Source organism: Pseudomonas sp. IT-P100, from assembly GCF_949767185.1.
Classification (GTDB): Bacteria; Pseudomonadota; Gammaproteobacteria; order Pseudomonadales; family Pseudomonadaceae; genus Aquipseudomonas; species Aquipseudomonas fluorescens_B.
The window spans coordinates 74,665-91,315 of record NZ_CATKQK010000002.1 but is presented as its reverse complement, the minus strand read 5'-3'; the positions used below and the strand labels follow the sequence as shown (position 1 = coordinate 91,315).

Here is a 16,651-nt window from a genome sequence, read left to right as displayed (position 1 = left end):
TGCAAAGGATGGATACGTGAACGAAACAGCCTTGCCTAAAGATGACGTGAAGCCAGTGCTTGATGCGCCGGTTGAAACTCCGGTTGAAACTGCGCCACCTGCTGCCGAGCAGCGCCGAGGCAATGGGCTGGCAATAGTCGCGTTGCTGTTGGGCGCCGCCGGTGTGGCGGTGGGCGGTTGGGGTGTCTGGCAGGTGCGTCACCTGCAAGCCAATACGCAGCAGCAGTTGAGCCAGGTGCAGGCGTTGAACGATCAGGCGCAAAGCCTGAAGCTGAATGAGCAGCGCCTGAGTGCGCGCCTTGAGCAAATGCCAGCCGCCGAAGAACTGGACGCTCGAAGCCGTCTGGTGATTCAACTGCAAGGCGATCAGCAACGTTTGAATCAACGTCTGGAAACCGTCCTCGGCGCGAGCCGCAAGGACTGGCGTCTAGCCGAGGCCGAACACTTGCTGCGCCTGGCCAGCCTGCGACTTTCGGCGTTGCAGGACATCAGCAGCGCTCAGGCCCTGGTGCAGGGCGCCGACGAAATTCTTCGTGAACAGAACGACCCGGGTTCCTTTGCCGCTCGCGAGCAAGTGGCGAAAACCCTGGTCGCCTTGCGCAGCACCGAACAGCCGGATCGCACCGGCCTTTTCCTGCGCCTGGGGGCGCTGCGCGATCAAGTCATCAACCTCACCGAGCTCGCACCCGAGTACAAGGACCGCGGCGAATCCCTGCTGGGCCTGACCGCCGATGGCGACGGCGCCAGTCGCTGGGCGCAGTGGTGGGATCAGATCTCGCGTTACATCCGCATCGATTTCAACGCTGACAAAAATGTACGTCCATTGCTGGCAGGGCAAAGCCTGAGCCAGGTGCGTCTGGCCCTGAGCCTGGCGCTGGAGCAGGCGCAGTGGGCGGCACTCAACGGTCAGGCTGCGGTTTACACCCAGGCGTTGGCCGAAGCGCGGGACGTGCTCAAAGGCAACTTCAACCCGGACAACCCGCAGAGCAAAGTGATGCTCGAGCAGGTTGGCGAACTGAGCAAGCAGCCGGTTACCGTGGTCACGCCGGATCTGACCGCCACGCTGAGCGCGGTTCAGGGCTATCTCGAGCGACGTAATGTCAACGCCGAGGATTCGATCAAACCCATGGCCAAGCCTGCCGCAAACACTCTGCCGGAGGCCACGCCATGAAGCGCCTCTATGTGATCGTGTTTCTGGTCATCGCCGCTGCCGCCGCTTTGGGGTTGGCGATTGCCGAGCATTCCGGCTACGTGCTGATCGCTTACAAGAGCTTCCGTTTCGAGTCGAGCCTGTGGGCAACCCTGGCCCTGGTGGCGGTGTTGTGGCTGGTATTCTGGGGCATCAAGGCGTTGATCGAACTGGTCATGACGTCCAGTGGCGTGGTCAATCCCTGGTCGCGGCGCAACCGCAGCCGTCGGGTGCAAGTGGCGATCGAACACGGTCAGCTGGACTTGGCCGAAGGTCGCTGGGCCAGCGCGCAGCGTCATTTGCATCGCGCCGCCGAAGCCGAGCGCCAGCCACTGCTTTACTACCTCGGCGCTGCTCGCGCTGCCAACGAGCAAGGCCACTACGAGGAAAGCGACAACTTGCTGGAGCGTGCGCTGGAGCGCCAGCCCCAGGCCGAGTTGGCGATCGCCTTGAGTCACGCTCAACTGCAGACCGATCGCGGCGACACCGATGGCGCCCTGGTGACCTTGCAGGCGATGCATGAGCGTCACCCTCATAACGTCCAGACCTTGCGCCAGTTGCAGCGTTTGCATCAACAGCGCGGTGATTGGTCGGCCGTTATTCGCCTGCTGCCGGAGCTGCGCAAGGACAAGGTCCTGCCGCCGGCCGAGCTGGCCGAACTGGAACGCCGGGCCTGGGGGGAAAACCTGTCCCTGGCGGCGCACCGCGAAGAAGACGGAACCGTCGGATTGCAATCGCTCAACCGCGCCTGGCAGCAACTCACTTCGGCACAGCGCCAGGAACCGCAACTGGTGTTGGCGTATGCCGAGCAGCTTCGGCAAATCGGCGCCCAGATCGAGGCCGAAGAGGTCTTGCGAACGGCGCTCAAGCGCAACTACGACAGCCATCTGGCCCGCCTTTACGGACTGGTTCGCGGCAGTGATCCGGCCCGTCAGCTGCAAACCGCCGAGGGATGGCTGAAGAACCATCCGGCCGACCCAAGTCTGTTGCTGACCCTGGGTCGCCTGTGTTTGCAAAACAGTCTGTGGGGCAAGGCCCGGGACTATCTGGAAAGCAGCCTGCGCGTGCAGCGCAACCCGGAAGCCTGTGCGGAGCTGGCGCGATTGCTGGCACAACTGGGTGACACCGAGCGCAGCAATCAGTTGTTCCAGGAAGGCCTTGGCTTGCTGGATGAGCGTTTGTTGGCAGCGCCGTTGCCGGTGCCTGCAGCCGTCTAAAAGCTAACCGCTGTTGAAGCCTGTGGCGAGGCAGCTTGTTCCCGCCTGATTGCGAAGCAACCCTTTGATTTACCATGGCTGCGCAATCGAACGGGAGCAAGCTCCCTCGCCAAAAAGACGTTAATTCTTACAGTCCTGGTCGGTTGGTAACAAAGTCCTACAGAGGACTACATCTGATCCTCTCAACTCTGTCGGGAATTCCCTACACTTCTGTTGAAGTGTCCCTGCTGACCCGTCTTGTAAGGCTGGCGCGCTTTCCTCTACCGTAACCACTTGTCTCTACTGGTACGGAAAAGCCATGTCGTTGGCCTGCTCACGCTCCTTGTTTTTCATGGTTTTCGTTGCCGACGCCCTGGCCTTGGGCGTTTCCTATTACCTGGAATATGCGGTCGGCCTCCAGCCGTGCGGCATGTGCCTGTTGCAGCGGATGTGTCTGGCGTTACTCACGGGTGTCTGCCTGATGGCTTCGGTGCATGGGCCCGGCCGTTTGGGTTCTTCCCTGTATTGGCTGCTGGGTTTGCTGTGCAGCCTGGCGGGAACAGTGACGGCGTGGCGCCAGGTGTTGCTGCAAGGCGACCCGCTGCAACAGCTGTCCACGTGTTCGCCGGATCTGGCCGATCTGTTCGCAAGCAATCCCTGGGTTTATGTTGTGCAGCAAATGTTCAACGGCACGGCCGACTGTGCACGGATTTCATGGACGCTGTTCGACCTGAGCTTGCCGGAGTGGAGCCTGTTGTTCTTTGTCGCGATGACAATTCTCAGTATTCAGCAGCTGCTACGCGTTGTCTGGATCGCCTGCCGGCGACCGCTCAGCGGCGAGTCGTCGCACCCCGCGCTGGCGGGCGATTAAACACTTGTATGAACTTTATCTCCTGCGTACCTTGAAGCCACAGTCGCGCGGGCATAATCTGGCCCGCACGTGTCATTGGAATTATGTTGCTCGAATGACGCTCTGCCTGGCCGATTCTTGATCTTCAAGTGTGCGACAGGTGTAGGGCAGCATGACCCACAAGGGAAGAGAGATCACCATGCTCGAAAGTTGTCAGAATGCTCAGGAACGCTGGGGTGGAGTGCATCTGCTGATCGATCGCTGGTTGCAGGAGCGTCACGAACTGGTTCGGGCCTATGATGCTCTCGGCGCCAAGCCTGAAGCGCTGGGCGAGAACCGCAAGCCATTGCAGGAATTCTGCGGCGTGCTGGTCGATTACGTGTCTGCCGGGCACTTCGAGATCTACGAACAGCTGACGGGCGAAGCCAAGGCGTTTGGCGACACTCGCGGCCTCGAGTTGGCCGAGACGATCTACCCGCGTATCGACGTCATCACCGAGAAGCTGCTTGCGTTCAACGACCTGTGCGATGCAGGCAAGTGCGTGGCAGAGAAATTCAAGGAGCTGGGTGGCCTGTTGCACGAACGCTTCGAACTGGAAGACTGCCTGATCGAGGTGCTGCACACGGCTCACAAGGAAGAGGATTCGGTTCAAGCCTGAACCCCTTCCGGTAACACCCTCAAAAAAACGGTGCGCTTATGCGCGCCGTTTTTTGTTTGCGCTGTTCAGCCGGTGGCCCCGCGCAATTCGACTTCGAATACCAGCGGCGTGAATGGATCGATCAAGTCGCCGGCACCGTCGGCGCCATAAGCCTGTGCCGATGGAATCACCAATCGCCACTTCGCACCGACCGGCATGTTTTGCAGGGCGCTGCGCCATCCGCTGATCACACTGTCGAGACTGAACCACTGCGGCTGACTGTTCTGATCGAACACGGTGCCGTCGGGAAGTCGACCGATGTACAGGACCTGGACCTTGCCATTCGGGCCGGCTTTCGCGCCGGTGCCTGGCACCAACTCCGTCAGCAATACTCCATCGGCCAGTTCACGAACACCGGGTTTGGCTTTTTCTTCCGCGAGAAAACGTTTTTCTTTTTCGAGGGCGACTTCGCTCTGCGGCTCGCTCTGTTGCAAGGCAACCTGCGCTTCATGCTCGGCCAGAATCTGTTCGATCTGCTCGTCTTTCAGGGCCAGCGGTTTGCCTCGATAGGCTTGCTGCAATCCTTCGACCAGTGCCTGAAGTTGCAGATCGGGAACCTCCTGGCGCAGACGCTCACCGAGGCTTGCGCCCAGGCTGTACGCGAGATCGTGAGCTTCATTTCCGGTGGTTTTTTCGGCGGCCTCAGCCACGGAAAAAAACACGCACAGCGATAAAAAAAGGTAGCGCGACATCGGCACTCTCCGACCTGAGATGCGGCAGATTATGCCAGTGTGAATGCGTGCGACAGTGAACTTGTTTTACGCAAGCCCGGAAGATTTTCGATCCGTTGCAACGCAGCGCTTTCGATACTGTCAACATGCCCTAGCGGCGGTAGCAGCAGAGGTCTAGTATGAGCCGCACCCACGTCAGCCAGGAGGTAAACCATGTCGGCCACCAAGAAGCCTGTAAATACCCCGTTGCACTTACTCCAACAACTCTCGGGCAGCTTGCTCGAGCATTTGGAAACCGCTTGTTCACAAGCCTTGGCTGATGCTGAAAAATTGCTCGCCAAACTGGAAAAGCAGCGCGGAAAAGCGCAGGAGAAATTGCACAAATCCCGCACCAAATTGCAGGACGCTGCGGCGGCCGGCAAGGCCAAGGCACAAGCCAAGGCGAAGGACGGAGTGAAGCAACTCGAAGACTTGCTCGACTCCCTCAAGGATCGTCAGTCCGAGACCCGCACCTACATTCTGCAACTCAAGCGCGATGCTCAAGAAAGCCTGAAACTGGCCCAGGGCGTCGGTCGTGTACAAGAGGCTGTCGGCAAGGCGTTGTCCCTGCGTTCGGCCAAGCCTGCTGCGGCCCCTGCCAAGAAAGCCGCGGCCAAACCGGCTGCTGCAAAGGCACCGGCCAAGCCTGCTGCAAAGGCTCCGGTGAAAGCCGCAGCAAAAACCGCCGCTAAACCGGCTGCGAAAAAAACGGTCGCTGCCAGCGCTGCAAAACCGGCAGCGAAAACAGCCGCTGCCAAACCTGCCGCCAAGCCAGCCACTGCCAAAACAGCAGCCGCTAAACCGGCTGCAAGAACCGCGGCGGTAAAACCTGCTGCAGCGAAAACTGCGGCGGCTAAACCGGCTGCAAGAACCGCCGCTGCCAAACCTGCTGCGGCGAAAACCGCGGCCGCTAAACCGGCTGCAAGAACCGCTGCTGCCAAACCTGCTACGGCGAAAACGACAGCTGCCAAACCAGCCGCCAAAACCGCCGCCGCGAAACCTGCTGCCAAGCCTGCCGCAAAACCAGTAGCGGCAAAAACCGCTGCCAAGCCAGCCGCTAAACCGGCTGCTAAATCGGCGGCAAAACCAGCTGTAAAAACTGCTGCTGCCAAGCCAGCCGCCGCCAAACCAGCGACAGCCGCCAAACCAGCCGCTGCCAAACCAGCGGTGAAAAAACCGGCCGCCGTTGCCAAGCCAACCCCGGCTCCTGCTGCCAAACCAGCGACGCCAGCGCCATCCGCTTCGGCCGCTCCTGCACCAGCAGCCTCTACCTCGACAGCCACCACTGCGCCAACGCCAGTAGCGCCGTCGAGCACCACCCCAACCAGCGCTTCCTAAGTGCCGGTTACCGCGGCGCGCAGCTGATGCAGCGCGTCGCGGTCCAGGTGTGCGGCGTCCGCCGCCACACCCTCCAGCCAGGCCGATAAATCGGTCGCCTCATCCTGCGGCCAACTTTGCGCCGATCGCTCCAGTCGCAACAACAGATGCCGTTCGGCTTCCAGCTCCAGCACTTTCACTTGTTCGCGTAACGCATCCAGTTCGGCATCTTCAGTCGCGATGGCTTTCCATTGCAGGCGCAAGGCGCGCAGCGGTCGAACGACTTCCGTGTCCCAAGGTTCGGCCACGTTTCGCAGTTGCTGCAATCGTCGCCCGTTGCAGGCGACTCCGCGCTGTCCGAGCCACAGGCCACACAACAACAGGCACACATTCACCCCCGCCGACTGCAAAGTCAGGCACGCGGCTTCAACGCCGGGACGGGCGTAAGTGCCAAGGGAAAAGCTCCACAGGTCAGAGGACATAGTGCTACTCGCGCCAGTTGCGAGCGAAGCTGGTAGACTCCGCCGCCATTATGATTCGACTTCAGAACCTGACTTTACAGCGTGGCCCGCAACGTCTGCTAGAAGACGCCGAGCTGACCCTGCACGCCGGCCACAAAGCCGGCCTCATCGGTGCCAACGGCGCCGGCAAATCGAGCCTGTTCGCCTTGATTCGGGGCGAGCTGCACCCGGACTCGGGGGACTGCTTCCTGCCGGCCGACTGGCGCATCGCCCACATGCGCCAGGAAATCGAGACGCTCGAACGCCTGGCGGTCGACTATGTGCTCGATGGCGACCTGCGCCTGCGCGAGGTGCAACGTGACCTCGCCGCCGCCGAAGCGGCCCATGACGGTGCCGCTCAGGCCCGCCTGCACTCGGAACTCGACAGCGCCGACGGTTACACCGCCGATGCCCGCGCCCGCAAGCTGCTGGCCGGCCTGGGGTTCACCAACGAGCAGATGGATCGCCAGGTAGGAGATTTCTCTGGTGGCTGGCGGATGCGTCTGAACCTGGCGCAGGCGTTGATGTGCCCCTCGGACCTGTTGCTGCTCGACGAACCGACCAACCACTTGGACCTCGACGCCATCATCTGGCTCGAAGAATGGCTGAAAAGCTATCCCGGTACCTTGCTGCTGATTTCCCACGACCGGGACTTCCTCGACGCCGTGGTCGATCACGTGGCCCACGTCGATCAACGCAAGATCACCCTGTATCGCGGTGGTTACAGCGCTTTCGAGCGTGCCCGCGCCGAGCGTCTGGCCCAGCAACAGCAGGCCTACGAGAAGCAGCAAGCGCAACGTGCGCACATGGAAAGCTACATCGCCCGCTTCAAGGCCCAGGCGACCAAGGCCCGCCAGGCCCAGAGCCGGATCAAGGCGCTGGAGCGGATGGAAGAGTTGTCCGCCGCTCACGTCGATTCGCCGTTCGACTTCGTCTTCCGCGAGTCAACGAAGATTTCCAGCCCGCTGATCGACCTGTCCGATGCTCGTCTGGGCTACGGCGACAAAGCCGTGCTGGAGAAGGTCAAGCTGCAATTGACCCCTGGCGCGCGCATCGGTTTGCTTGGCCCCAACGGCGCCGGTAAATCGACCCTGATCAAAAACCTCGCCGGTGAACTCTCGCCGCTGGCCGGTCGACTGACCCGCGGCGAAAACACCGTCGTCGGTTACTTCGCCCAGCATCAGCTTGATTCCCTGGACTCGAAGGCCAGCCCGTTGCTGCACTTGCAGCGCCTGGCGCCGACGGAGCGCGAACAGACCCTGCGCGACTTCCTCGGCGGCTTCGACTTCCGCGGTGCGCGTATCGACGAGCCGGTGCTGAATTTCTCCGGCGGGGAGAAAGCTCGCCTGGCCCTGGCGTTGATCGCCTGGGAGCGACCGAACCTGCTGCTGCTCGACGAACCGACCAACCACCTGGACCTGGAAATGCGCCTGGCGCTGACCATGGCCCTGCAGGAGTTCAGTGGTGCAGTGCTGGTGGTCTCCCACGATCGTCATTTGCTCAAAAGCACCACCGACAACTTCTATCTGGTGGCGGACGGCAAGGTCGAGGAGTTTGACGGTGACCTGGAAGACTACGCCCGCTGGCTGGTCGATTATCGTCAGCGCAATGCCCCGGTCAGCAATACGCCAGTCAATCCGGACAAGACTGACAAGAAAGCCCAGCGTCAGGCCGCCGCCGCATTGCGTCAGCAACTGGCGCCGCACAAGCGCGAGGCTGACAAGCTCGAAGCCGAGCTGGGCAAGCTGCACGAGAAACTGGCGACGATCGACACCCGCCTCGGCGACAGCGACATTTACGAACCGGCACGCAAGAACGACCTGCGTGATCTGCTGGCTGAGCAAGCCAGGCTGAAGGTGCGCGAAGCCGAGCTGGAAGAAGCCTGGATGGAAGCGCTGGAATTGCTCGAAAGCATGCAGGCGGAGCTGGAGGCGCTGTCCTGATGGAAGCCTTCAAGCTACCGTTGCCGGCGATGTGGGTCGAGCCGATCTGGCTGGTCGTACAAATTCTGCTGATCCTGCTGGCCGGTTATATCGCTCAGCGCGTCGTCGCTAAATGCCTGACTCGATTGGGCGAGCGCTACCCGTTTCCGCCGCAGTTCTTGATGCCGCTGCGCGGCGGTCTGCGCTGGCTGATCATGGGCAGCGCGCTGATTTTCGTGCTGGAGCGCCTGGGCGTGTCGGCCACAGTGCTCTGGACCGCGTTGTCCGGTTTCGTTGCGGTGGCCGCAGTGGCGTTTTTCGCCATGTGGAGCGTGCTCTCCAATCTGCTCTGCGCGATCCTGATTTTTACCGTCGGGCCGTTCCGTATCGGTGATGTGGTCGAGTTGGTGGACACCACTGACAAGCCTGGCGTCAAAGGCCGGGTGGTGGCGATCAATCTGCTCTACACCACGTTGATCGAAGCGGAAGAGCTCGGCACCGGCAGCGCCATGGTGCAGGTGCCTAATAGCCTGTTCTTCCAGCGCTCGGTTAGACGCTGGCGTGGTATGGACGTGTTCTCGTCCGGCGGTTTCGAAAAGTAAGGCGTCCGCTGCCTGGCGCATCGCCTGCGCGAGTCATAAGACGCTGGTCGGTAGCCGCACTATCCTGCAAAAAAATCGGTAGTCATCGGCCCCAAGCCGCATTAGCTTAGACGTCTGTCACGAGTCTGAGTCGAGGTGTGCGATGGAGCTTCAAACATGGCTGGCGTTTTTTGCCGCCTGCTGGGTGATCAGCCTGTCTCCCGGTGCCGGCGCCATTGCGTCGATGTCCAGCGGTCTGCAATACGGTTTCTGGCGCGGTTACTGGAATGCCCTGGGCCTGCAATTGGGCCTGGCGGTGCAGATCGCGATTGTCGGTGCCGGTGTTGGCGCGATTCTCACGGCATCGGCCACTGCGTTTTATGCGATCAAATGGTTCGGCGTGGCGTACCTGGTTTATCTTGCGATCAAGCAATGGCGCGCGCTGCCGAGCGACATGAGTGACGACGCGGCCGTGCGCCAGATCGGCAAGCCGATGGCGCTGGTGTTCCGCGGTTTTCTGGTCAACATCAGCAACCCCAAGGCCCTGGTGTTCATGCTCGCGGTATTGCCGCAGTTCATTGACCCGCATGCGCCGCTGCTGGCTCAGTACCTGATCATCGGCGTGACCATGGTCTGTGTGGATCTGATTGTCATGGCCGGTTACACCGGGTTGGCGTCCAAGGTGCTGCGCTTGTTGCGCACGCCCAAGCAGCAAAAACGCATGAATCGCACCTTTGCCGGGCTGTTTATTGGCGCGGCGGCGTTCATGGCGACGCTGCGCAAAGCCGCGGTTTAAAGCTCGCAACCACAAAAAAGGCGACCTCACGAGGTCGCCTTTTTAGTTTGTCGCGAACCCATTGTGGCGAGCGAGCTTGCTCGCGCTCAAGTGCGAAGCGCTTGCATGAGGTTGGGACCGCTTCGCAGCCCAGCGGGAGCAAGCTCCCTCGCCACACTGGGGCAGCCGGGATTCAGCGCAAAATCACCGGCGCCGTATCCCGTGGCAAGTTGTTGCGCAACGGGGCTTGCCCCGGCTGCTCGTAACCACCGCCACCGAGTTGTTGGCTCAACTGCCCTGCCACGTCTTCACCCAGCGCCTTGGACACGTCACGAACCACCCGTGGGCGGTTCAGCGAAACCTTGATGTCCCGGCCATTCACCAGTTTGGTGTCCTGACCTTCGCCCATCGCTGTGAACGCCGAGGTGATTTCAAAAGTCCGGGTGTTGATCAGGCTGAAGTCCGCCACCAGGGTCAGGCCCAACACGGCCGAATGGCTGTCGGTGTTGGCCAGCTCGGTCACGTCGCGCGTGAAGTCAATGTCCGACACGGTGCCGAACAGCACATAGTCGGCACCCTTGAAGTTGCCGGCCTTGATCCGTTTGATCACGTCATAGACATCACCCTTGGACGAGGCGGTGTACGGCGTGCCTTGCACCAGCTGAAACATGCCGGTGCGCAATATCTCGCCCTTGATGTCGCCGGTGAATTTACGCAATTCACCTTGCTCGATGTAGCTGTAGGTGGCCTCGATTTCGTTGTAGCTCGAAGAACCGCTGGCGCTGTAGTAACTCTCGCGGTGATTGCTCTGGGCCGAAACGATGTGGATGTATTGTTCCACTCGCTCCTGATACGCCAGGTCCGTTACCGCGACTTTCGGGGCCGCCTGCGCGCTGAACGCACAAGCCAGGGCCATCATGCCAATCCATGCGCGCATCGATTAACGCTCCGTGGTCTTGCGGATCTCTTTCTCGTCCATCCACTCGGCCAGACCGCTTTCAACGTCGATCAATTGCAGGCTGAATTTGTAGAAGACGTCCTTGTAGTCGCTGCTGCGCTTGACGATGGAGCTGATCGAACCTTCAAGACGGTATTTGGCGGCGATCATGTTGCCGGTCTTGGCCACAGTGGCTTTCTTGTACAGGCCGCTCTGGTTTTGCAGCTTCAGCTGGTCAACCTGGCTTTGCATCGCGGTGTTGTCGCTGGCGAAACGGGCGATGCCGGACTTCATCAGCTGGGTCTTGATGCTGGTGGTGATTTCACGGGTGTCGATGTATTCGCTGGTCTTGTTCTTCACGTCGTAGACCTGAACCACCGGACGACCTTGCAGAATGCCGGACTGTGCCAGGGAGCGGGTCATGGACTCGGCAATCATCTGCAGGTCGGTGGAGCCGAACTCGTTGGTCACGGTTTCCACGGCCTTGGTGTCGCCGTAGCTGATGTTTTTGCTGCCCAGGGTAGGCGAGGTATTGGCGCAACCGCTGGCCAGCAGGGCGATAACGGCGATGAACGAAAAACGTGCAAACATGGGAATGCTCTCTAAAACTGATCGAATAGGGTGTTAAGGCGTTTTGATTTCGAGGCGGAAATCCACGGCTTTGGCGGTGGGCGCGATGGCCTGGATGAAACTGGTCTGCTCGCCGTACATCATCTGGCTTTTCCAGGTTTCTTCTTCGGCAATCGGGAAGCCTTCTGGGCCGAGCCAGGCAAAGCGGTAGTAGAAGGTCTTGTTGTTGAAGCTGGTGTTGCTCAGCTGCACATTGACCGTCATGAAGCCGTTTTCCCGGGCGACGCGCATGGCGCCCACCACAATGTTCTTCAACTTGCCCATGGCCACGACTTTGCTGGCGGCGCTGCCTGGCTCAGGTGGCGGCGGTGTGGCGCAACCGGCCAGCAAGGCCAGGGCGACGACAGCGATGAGTTTGAAACGCATGTAAAGACTCCGTTCTTAAGGTTGTTTGAGGCTGGCCACAGCCGTCGGGGTGCTGCTCGAGACGACATGAGCCGCCAGGCCGCTGGCAAACACCTGGTTGCCCACGGCACGCAGGCTGATGACCTGATAGCGTTGATCGACGGTGACCTTGACCACCGAACCGCCGACCGCACTTGGCAGCGTGACCTGGTGCTCGCCTTTCTTCAGGCGCAGGCGCACCACCTGGGTGTTGTCCGGCAGGGTGCGCCACGTTCGGGTATCGGCACCCTCGAGCACGGCTGAAGTGATACCGACCGCCAGGCCCGCGAGCGGGTTGGTTTCGTTGATTTTCTTCTGCGCGATGCCTTTGGTTACGGCGCGTACGGTGGTGCGCACGATGATGCCCGGCATGTCGTCACGCAGCGCGCGGCGGGACATGGCGGTGATGCTGTTGAGTTGCGTCAGGTTGAGCTGTTGGCCGTCCACGCCGATCTGGGCGAGCGTGGCGGTGGAGGTATCAGGCTTGATGATCGGGAACGACAGCGGGGTGATCACCACATTGCCGCTGATCGGCAGAGGCAGGGGCACGCGGATCGAATCCCGGGCTGGCGCCAGACCGCTTTGCACGACGATCAGGATGTCGCTGTCCTCGTCCTTGGCGTTTTTCTTGTCGAGGTCTTTCAGCGCCTGTTCCAGCAGTGGGGTGTTCGGGCGCAGTTCGGCCGCTTTGCGATAACCCGGCGCGGCCAGGTCTTTTTCACCCAGGGCTTCATAGACGAAGCCGGCCAGGTAATGGCTGAACGCACTCTGGTAGCTGTTTTTCAGGCCGACCACTTCCGGCGCATCGAGGCTGGCGACCGGGTAACCCTGCAGGTCCTTGTATTCGGTCTTGATGCCTTCTTTCTCGGCTTCCTCTTCGCTCTTGAGGTATTCCTTGTCGCGCAGGTCGGCGATCACCGCTTCACGTTCGTGGGTTTTCTTGATCGCAGTGCGCGCGCCGTCGAAGTCATTCACGGCCAGCAGGTTCAGGGCCATTTGCGTGGTCAGCATGACTTTTTCGTAGTCGTAGCCTTCGTAGCGACGGACCTTGTCGTTCACCAGGAAGCTGCCGAACTGGGCGAGGTACTTGCCGGTATCCAGCTTGACCGCTTCTTCCCACTGGCCGACCACCGTATCGGCGCTGGTCCAGGCGTTCTGGCTGCCGGACAAGTCGCCCTTGGCGCGCAGCAGTTCACCTTTCTCGAAGTAATACAGCAGGTCCTTGTCTTCGCCGGTGTTGTTCTTTTCCAGCAGGGTCAGCGCGGCGTCGACATTTCCGGAAGCCAGCTGCTGGTTGGTTTGTGCGAGTTCCGAGTCGTAGTTGCGGAATGCCGAACAGCCGGAGAGCAAAGTGACAGCGCTGAGCGCGATCAAGGTTAAGGCGCGGGAGGCCATAGTACTTCTTCCCTGAATGTATGCAGCCGTGCTTGCTGGTCGGGCTGTTGAGACCTATCGGCGCAGACGGGCGTCCTGCCAATTCCTCATGAGCAGAGGAGCTTGAGTGCCATGTCGATCAATTGCGGGCGCGGCATTATAAACAGGGATGGTGGCTACGTAATGGCTTTTTAGTTGCGTTTTTATAGAAAGTGCCATCATCGGGCAGCGACGAAAATCGAGGCTTCATGCGGCGTTTCACACAACAAAGCTTGAGCGAAAGTCATTCGAAGTGAACAATGTGTTACTTCGTATTTCCAATTGAGATTCATTCATGACTGCCCCGTCCCGTTTCCTGGCCTGGCTGGTGTTGCCACTGTTTGCCTTGTGCAGTTCCCATCTGCTGGCCGACACCGTGGAAGGCGCGCCGCAAGCGCTGCATTTGCTCGATTACATCGGTGCGGACTACCCGCAATCGGTACAAGCGGGCAAGGTCATCAATGAATCCGAGTACCGCGAGCAACTGGAATTTACCAAGGTGTTGCAAGGCTTGATCGCCGCCATGCCGGACAAAGCGGAAAAGGCTGGGTTGGAGCAGGGCGTCAGCACGCTGCACCGCGCCATCGCCGCTCGTCAGGACGGCGCAGACGTCGCCCGGCAGGCTCGGCAGCTGGGAGCGAAGCTGGCCGTGGCTTATGAAGTCAGTCAGGCGCCGATCATTACGCCGGACCCGACCCGGGGCGCGCCGCTGTACGCCCAGCATTGTTCGGTCTGCCATGGCGATGCCGGTGCCGGCGATGGCCCGGCCGGTGTCGGTCTGACGCCGCCGCCGGCCAATCTGCGCGATGTCGCGCGCCAGGACCGATTGAGCCTCTACGCGATCTACAACACCTTGGGGATGGGCGTGGAAGGCACCGACATGCCGGCCTTCGCCGATCAGCTGGACGACCGTCAGCGTTGGGACCTGGCGACCTACATCGCCAGTTTCAGTGCTGATCCGGCCGCGGCAACATCCGATAAAACCTACAACATCGCCGACCTCGCCCGTCAGACCCCGGCCGAAGTGCTGGCCGCCGAAGGCCCGCAAGCGGCAGCGACCTTCCGCGCCCAGCGTTCGCAACCGCCGCAGGTCAAGCGTGGCCCGGCGCAATTGCTCGACTACACCGCTGCAACACTGGACAAAAGCGTCGCGGCCTATCGCGCCGGCGATCACGATCAGGCCTATGACCTGTCGGTGGCGGCGTACCTGGAAGGTTTCGAGCTGGTCGAAAGCTCCCTGGACAATGTCGACGCCAATGTGCGCAAAGACACTGAAAAATCCCTGATGGCTTACCGTCAGTCGTTGCAGGACGGCTTGTCGGTGGCCGAGGTCCAGAAACGTCTGGACGCGGCCAAAGCCAGGTTGAAAGAATCTGCCAGCCTGCTCGGCAGTGATGGTTTGAGCTGGTCCCTGAGCTACATTTCCGGTCTGCTGATTCTGTTGCGCGAAGGTCTGGAAGCGATTCTGGTGCTGGCGGCGATCCTTGCGTTCCTGCGCAACACTGGCCAGCAATCGGCGGTGCGCAGTGTCAACGTCGGTTGGGGCCTGGCGCTGGTGGCCGGTCTGGCAACATGGGCGCTGGCGGCGTTTGTGATCGACGTCAGCGGCTCGCAGCGTGAATTGCTGGAAGGCGCGACGGCGTTGTTCGCCGCGGTTATGGTGCTCTGGCTCGGCGTGTGGATGCACGACCGTCGCCACGCAGCGGCCTGGCAGGATTACATCAAGAGCAGCCTGGTGGGCGGCGGCGGGCGTTTCGGCTTTGCGACGCTGGCGTTTTTCTCGGTGTATCGCGAGTTGTTTGAGGTGATCCTGTTCTACGAGACCTTGTGGTTGCAGGCGGGACCAGCAGGGCATAACGCGGTATTGGCTGGCGGTGCCACGGCGCTGGTGCTGCTGGTGGGCCTGGCGTGGGTGATCCTGCGGGGCTCGGCGAAACTGCCGCTGTCGCTGTTCTTCAGCATCAATGCCGGGTTGCTGTGCGCACTGTCGGTGGTGTTTGCCGGTCACGGTGTGAAGGCATTGCAGGAAGCCGGGATCTTCGGTACGCGGCCGGTGCCGTTCTTTGAGTTCGACTGGCTGGGCATCCATGCTGATGCGTATTCGCTGAGTGCTCAGGCGGTGGCGATCATTGCGATCATTGTGTTGTATGGGCGTAGCTGGATGGCGGAGAAGCGGCGGGTGTCTGTTTCTTGAAAGCATTCGCTGCGCTCACAATCGCGAGCAGGCTCGCTCCCACAGGATGGCGTATAACCTGTGGGAGCGAGCCTGCTCGCGATTTTTTTGGAGAGGTCAAACCCAATGCGTGTGTGGATCGATGCCGACGCCTGCCCTCGGGCGGCCAAGGATCTGGTGGTTAAGTTCGCCCTCAAGCGTCAGTTCGAAGTGGTGCTGGTGGCGGGGCAGCCGCAGATCAAGCCTGGGTTGGCGCTGGTGAAGCTGATTGTGGTGCCGAGTGGCCCGGATGCGGCGGACGACTATCTGGTGGAGCACGCGGTGCCCGGCGAGCTGGTGATCTGCAGCGACGTGCCACTGGCCGACCGGCTAGTGAAAAAAGGCGTTGCAGCGCTGGACCCGCGGGGCAAGGAGTTCGACGCGCAGAACATGGGTGATCGGCTGGCGGTGCGCAACCTGTTCACCGACTTGCGTGAACAGGGGCAGATGAGCGGCGGGCCGGCACCGTTTGGCGAGCGGGAGAAGCAGGCGTTTGCCAATGCGCTTGACCGGATTCTTACGCGGTTAACGCGCAAGCCCTGAACGGACCCTGTTCCTGTGGCGAGGGAGCTTGCTCCCGCTGGGGTGCGAAGCAGCCCCAAAACAAGCGGGAGCAAGCTCCCTCGCCACAAAAGCTCCTTATGCCATCCGTCAGGCGTCGTTTTCGTGGGTCAGTTCGAGGACGCGGTCGACCAGTTTGTTGATGCCGGACGCGGCTTCGCTGATCGATTGCGCCAGCATGTACGCCGGCGTGCTCACCAGTTTGCGGGCCTTGTCTTCAACGATGTCAGTCACCGCGCAGTCCGTGTGGGTCGCGCCCATCTTGTTCATCGCAGCGGCAGTGTCGGTATCGTTGCCGATGGTGCAGGTCACGCCCGGCCCATAGATCTTCGCGGCCAGTGCCGGGGAGATGCAGATCAGCCCGACCGGTTTACCCGCTTCGGCAAACGCTTCAGCCAGCGCCAGGACTTCCGGTTGAACGGTGCAGCCGGCGCCTTCGATCGCGAAGTTCGACAGGTTCTTCGCCGCGCCAAAACCACCGGGCACGATCAGCGCGTCGAAGTCTTCGACGTCGGCCTCACGGAGGTCCTTGATGTTGCCCCGGGCGATCCGCGCCGATTCCACCAGCACATTGCGTGATTCGGGCATCTCTTCGCCAGTCAGGTGGTTGATCACATGCAGCTGTGCGATGTTGGGGGCAAAGCACTGCACCTGAGCGCCACGCTGGTCCAGGCGCAGGAGGGTGATCACACTCTCGTGGATCTCGGCGCCGTCGTAGACGCCACAGCCGGAAAGGATCACTGCAATTTTTTTGCTCATGGGTTTTTCTCCAGATTC

The 16,651-nt window shown here is 60.9% G+C and carries 17 protein-coding genes; 10 read left to right on the top strand and 7 right to left on the bottom strand.

Annotation, left to right across the window (positions count from 1 at the left end; translation table 11 throughout):
- The first annotated feature begins 16 nt into the window (after window positions 1-16).
- The 4 genes from ACM6IQ_RS01485 to ACM6IQ_RS01470 all read left to right on the top strand — a co-directional run bounded on the left by ACM6IQ_RS01485 (window position 17) and on the right by ACM6IQ_RS01470 (window position 3,893).
- Window positions 17-1,171 (top strand): uroporphyrinogen-III C-methyltransferase, encoded by a 1,155-nt coding sequence (locus ACM6IQ_RS01485; protein WP_017341428.1) that lies wholly within the window; start codon window positions 17-19, stop codon window positions 1,169-1,171.
- The gene (locus tag ACM6IQ_RS01480) at window positions 1,168-2,406 is read left to right on the top strand and encodes a heme biosynthesis protein HemY (protein WP_414877940.1); all 1,239 of its coding nucleotides are present in this window, start codon (window positions 1,168-1,170) and stop codon (window positions 2,404-2,406) included. Before ACM6IQ_RS01485 ends, ACM6IQ_RS01480 begins: the two co-directional genes overlap by 4 nt.
- Window positions 2,407-2,704: 298 nt before the next feature.
- Window positions 2,705-3,256, top strand: coding sequence for a disulfide bond formation protein B (locus ACM6IQ_RS01475; RefSeq protein ID WP_414877939.1), 552 nt, complete (start codon window positions 2,705-2,707; stop codon window positions 3,254-3,256).
- Between the two features lie 178 nt (window positions 3,257-3,434).
- Window positions 3,435-3,893 (top strand): Rsd/AlgQ family anti-sigma factor, encoded by a 459-nt coding sequence (locus tag ACM6IQ_RS01470; protein ID WP_007899333.1) that lies wholly within the window; start codon window positions 3,435-3,437, stop codon window positions 3,891-3,893.
- A gap of 65 nt (window positions 3,894-3,958) precedes the next feature.
- Here ACM6IQ_RS01470 and ACM6IQ_RS01465 read toward each other — a convergent pair whose 3' ends face one another.
- A complete protein-coding gene (locus tag ACM6IQ_RS01465; RefSeq protein ID WP_414877938.1) occupies window positions 3,959-4,624 on the bottom strand; it encodes an FKBP-type peptidyl-prolyl cis-trans isomerase in 666 nt (221 codons plus the stop codon).
- A gap of 192 nt (window positions 4,625-4,816) precedes the next feature.
- On the opposite strand from ACM6IQ_RS01465, the gene ACM6IQ_RS01460 reads away from it, so the two are divergent.
- Window positions 4,817-5,980, top strand: a complete 1,164-nt coding sequence (locus ACM6IQ_RS01460) for an AlgP family protein (RefSeq protein ID WP_414877937.1) — start codon at window positions 4,817-4,819, stop codon at window positions 5,978-5,980.
- On the opposite strand, the gene ACM6IQ_RS01455 is transcribed toward ACM6IQ_RS01460, so the two are convergent.
- On the bottom strand, window positions 5,977-6,441 hold the full coding sequence (locus ACM6IQ_RS01455) for a TIGR02444 family protein (protein ID WP_414877936.1): 465 nt from the start codon (window positions 6,439-6,441) through the stop codon (window positions 5,977-5,979). The genes ACM6IQ_RS01460 and ACM6IQ_RS01455 overlap by 4 nt on opposite strands.
- A 50-nt stretch (window positions 6,442-6,491) precedes the next feature.
- On the opposite strand from ACM6IQ_RS01455, the gene ACM6IQ_RS01450 reads away from it, so the two are divergent.
- The 3 genes from ACM6IQ_RS01450 (at window position 6,492) to rhtB (ending at window position 9,758) form a co-directional block, all read left to right on the top strand.
- Complete coding sequence (locus tag ACM6IQ_RS01450; protein WP_017341422.1) at window positions 6,492-8,402, top strand: ATP-binding cassette domain-containing protein; 1,911 nt, start codon at window positions 6,492-6,494, stop codon at window positions 8,400-8,402.
- Complete coding sequence (locus ACM6IQ_RS01445) at window positions 8,402-8,983, top strand: mechanosensitive ion channel domain-containing protein (protein WP_414877935.1); 582 nt, start codon at window positions 8,402-8,404, stop codon at window positions 8,981-8,983. The genes ACM6IQ_RS01450 and ACM6IQ_RS01445 overlap by 1 nt, the downstream gene beginning before the upstream one ends.
- Window positions 8,984-9,125: 142 nt before the next feature.
- Window positions 9,126-9,758, top strand: coding sequence for a homoserine/homoserine lactone efflux protein (gene rhtB, locus ACM6IQ_RS01440; protein ID WP_017341420.1), 633 nt, complete (start codon window positions 9,126-9,128; stop codon window positions 9,756-9,758).
- Between the two features lie 172 nt (window positions 9,759-9,930).
- Here the strand turns inward: rhtB and ACM6IQ_RS01435 are convergent, their stop codons facing one another.
- Genes ACM6IQ_RS01435 through ACM6IQ_RS01420 form a run of 4 tightly spaced genes read right to left on the bottom strand, consistent with a single transcriptional unit; the run spans window position 9,931 to window position 13,083 of the window.
- Complete coding sequence (locus ACM6IQ_RS01435) at window positions 9,931-10,674, bottom strand: hypothetical protein (RefSeq protein WP_017341419.1); 744 nt, start codon at window positions 10,672-10,674, stop codon at window positions 9,931-9,933.
- A 3-nt stretch (window positions 10,675-10,677) separates the two neighbouring features.
- On the bottom strand, window positions 10,678-11,265 hold the full coding sequence (lpoB, locus tag ACM6IQ_RS01430; RefSeq protein WP_414877934.1) for a penicillin-binding protein activator LpoB: 588 nt from the start codon (window positions 11,263-11,265) through the stop codon (window positions 10,678-10,680).
- A 33-nt stretch (window positions 11,266-11,298) separates the two neighbouring features.
- The gene (locus ACM6IQ_RS01425) at window positions 11,299-11,670 is read right to left on the bottom strand and encodes a YcfL family protein (protein ID WP_017341417.1); all 372 of its coding nucleotides are present in this window, start codon (window positions 11,668-11,670) and stop codon (window positions 11,299-11,301) included.
- A 15-nt stretch (window positions 11,671-11,685) separates the two neighbouring features.
- On the bottom strand, window positions 11,686-13,083 hold the full coding sequence (locus ACM6IQ_RS01420; RefSeq protein WP_414877933.1) for a COG3014 family protein: 1,398 nt from the start codon (window positions 13,081-13,083) through the stop codon (window positions 11,686-11,688).
- Window positions 13,084-13,396: 313 nt separating this feature from the next.
- Between ACM6IQ_RS01420 and ACM6IQ_RS01415 the strand changes: the two genes are divergently transcribed.
- Together ACM6IQ_RS01415 and ACM6IQ_RS01410 are read left to right on the top strand one after the other, a co-directional pair.
- On the top strand, window positions 13,397-15,295 hold the full coding sequence (locus ACM6IQ_RS01415) for an FTR1 family protein (RefSeq protein WP_017341415.1): 1,899 nt from the start codon (window positions 13,397-13,399) through the stop codon (window positions 15,293-15,295).
- 105 nt (window positions 15,296-15,400) lie between these two features.
- Window positions 15,401-15,856, top strand: coding sequence for a YaiI/YqxD family protein (locus ACM6IQ_RS01410; RefSeq protein WP_017341414.1), 456 nt, complete (start codon window positions 15,401-15,403; stop codon window positions 15,854-15,856).
- A gap of 108 nt (window positions 15,857-15,964) precedes the next feature.
- On the opposite strand, the gene elbB is transcribed toward ACM6IQ_RS01410, so the two are convergent.
- Window positions 15,965-16,633, bottom strand: coding sequence for an isoprenoid biosynthesis glyoxalase ElbB (gene elbB / locus ACM6IQ_RS01405; protein WP_017341413.1), 669 nt, complete (start codon window positions 16,631-16,633; stop codon window positions 15,965-15,967).
- Window positions 16,634-16,651: the final 18 nt, after the last annotated feature.

What these genes read in the sequence shown, in the direction of transcription:
- ACM6IQ_RS01480 (WP_414877940.1), top strand. Translation starts at nt 1,168, where the DNA reads ATGAAGCGCCTCTATGTGATCGTGTTTCTGGTCATCGCCGCTGCCGCC.
- ACM6IQ_RS01475 (WP_414877939.1), top strand. Translation starts at nt 2,705, where the DNA reads ATGTCGTTGGCCTGCTCACGCTCCTTGTTTTTCATGGTTTTCGTTGCC.
- ACM6IQ_RS01470 (WP_007899333.1), top strand. Translation starts at nt 3,435, where the DNA reads ATGCTCGAAAGTTGTCAGAATGCTCAGGAACGCTGGGGTGGAGTGCAT.
- ACM6IQ_RS01465 (WP_414877938.1), bottom strand. Translation starts at nt 4,624, where the DNA reads ATGTCGCGCTACCTTTTTTTATCGCTGTGCGTGTTTTTTTCCGTGGCT.
- ACM6IQ_RS01460 (WP_414877937.1), top strand. Translation starts at nt 4,817, where the DNA reads ATGTCGGCCACCAAGAAGCCTGTAAATACCCCGTTGCACTTACTCCAA.
- ACM6IQ_RS01455 (WP_414877936.1), bottom strand. Translation starts at nt 6,441, where the DNA reads ATGTCCTCTGACCTGTGGAGCTTTTCCCTTGGCACTTACGCCCGTCCC.
- ACM6IQ_RS01450 (WP_017341422.1), top strand. Translation starts at nt 6,492, where the DNA reads ATGATTCGACTTCAGAACCTGACTTTACAGCGTGGCCCGCAACGTCTG.
- ACM6IQ_RS01445 (WP_414877935.1), top strand. Translation starts at nt 8,402, where the DNA reads ATGGAAGCCTTCAAGCTACCGTTGCCGGCGATGTGGGTCGAGCCGATC.
- rhtB (WP_017341420.1), top strand. Translation starts at nt 9,126, where the DNA reads ATGGAGCTTCAAACATGGCTGGCGTTTTTTGCCGCCTGCTGGGTGATC.
- ACM6IQ_RS01435 (WP_017341419.1), bottom strand. Translation starts at nt 10,674, where the DNA reads ATGCGCGCATGGATTGGCATGATGGCCCTGGCTTGTGCGTTCAGCGCG.
- lpoB (WP_414877934.1), bottom strand. Translation starts at nt 11,265, where the DNA reads ATGTTTGCACGTTTTTCGTTCATCGCCGTTATCGCCCTGCTGGCCAGC.
- ACM6IQ_RS01425 (WP_017341417.1), bottom strand. Translation starts at nt 11,670, where the DNA reads ATGCGTTTCAAACTCATCGCTGTCGTCGCCCTGGCCTTGCTGGCCGGT.
- ACM6IQ_RS01420 (WP_414877933.1), bottom strand. Translation starts at nt 13,083, where the DNA reads ATGGCCTCCCGCGCCTTAACCTTGATCGCGCTCAGCGCTGTCACTTTG.
- ACM6IQ_RS01415 (WP_017341415.1), top strand. Translation starts at nt 13,397, where the DNA reads ATGACTGCCCCGTCCCGTTTCCTGGCCTGGCTGGTGTTGCCACTGTTT.
- ACM6IQ_RS01410 (WP_017341414.1), top strand. Translation starts at nt 15,401, where the DNA reads ATGCGTGTGTGGATCGATGCCGACGCCTGCCCTCGGGCGGCCAAGGAT.
- elbB (WP_017341413.1), bottom strand. Translation starts at nt 16,633, where the DNA reads ATGAGCAAAAAAATTGCAGTGATCCTTTCCGGCTGTGGCGTCTACGAC.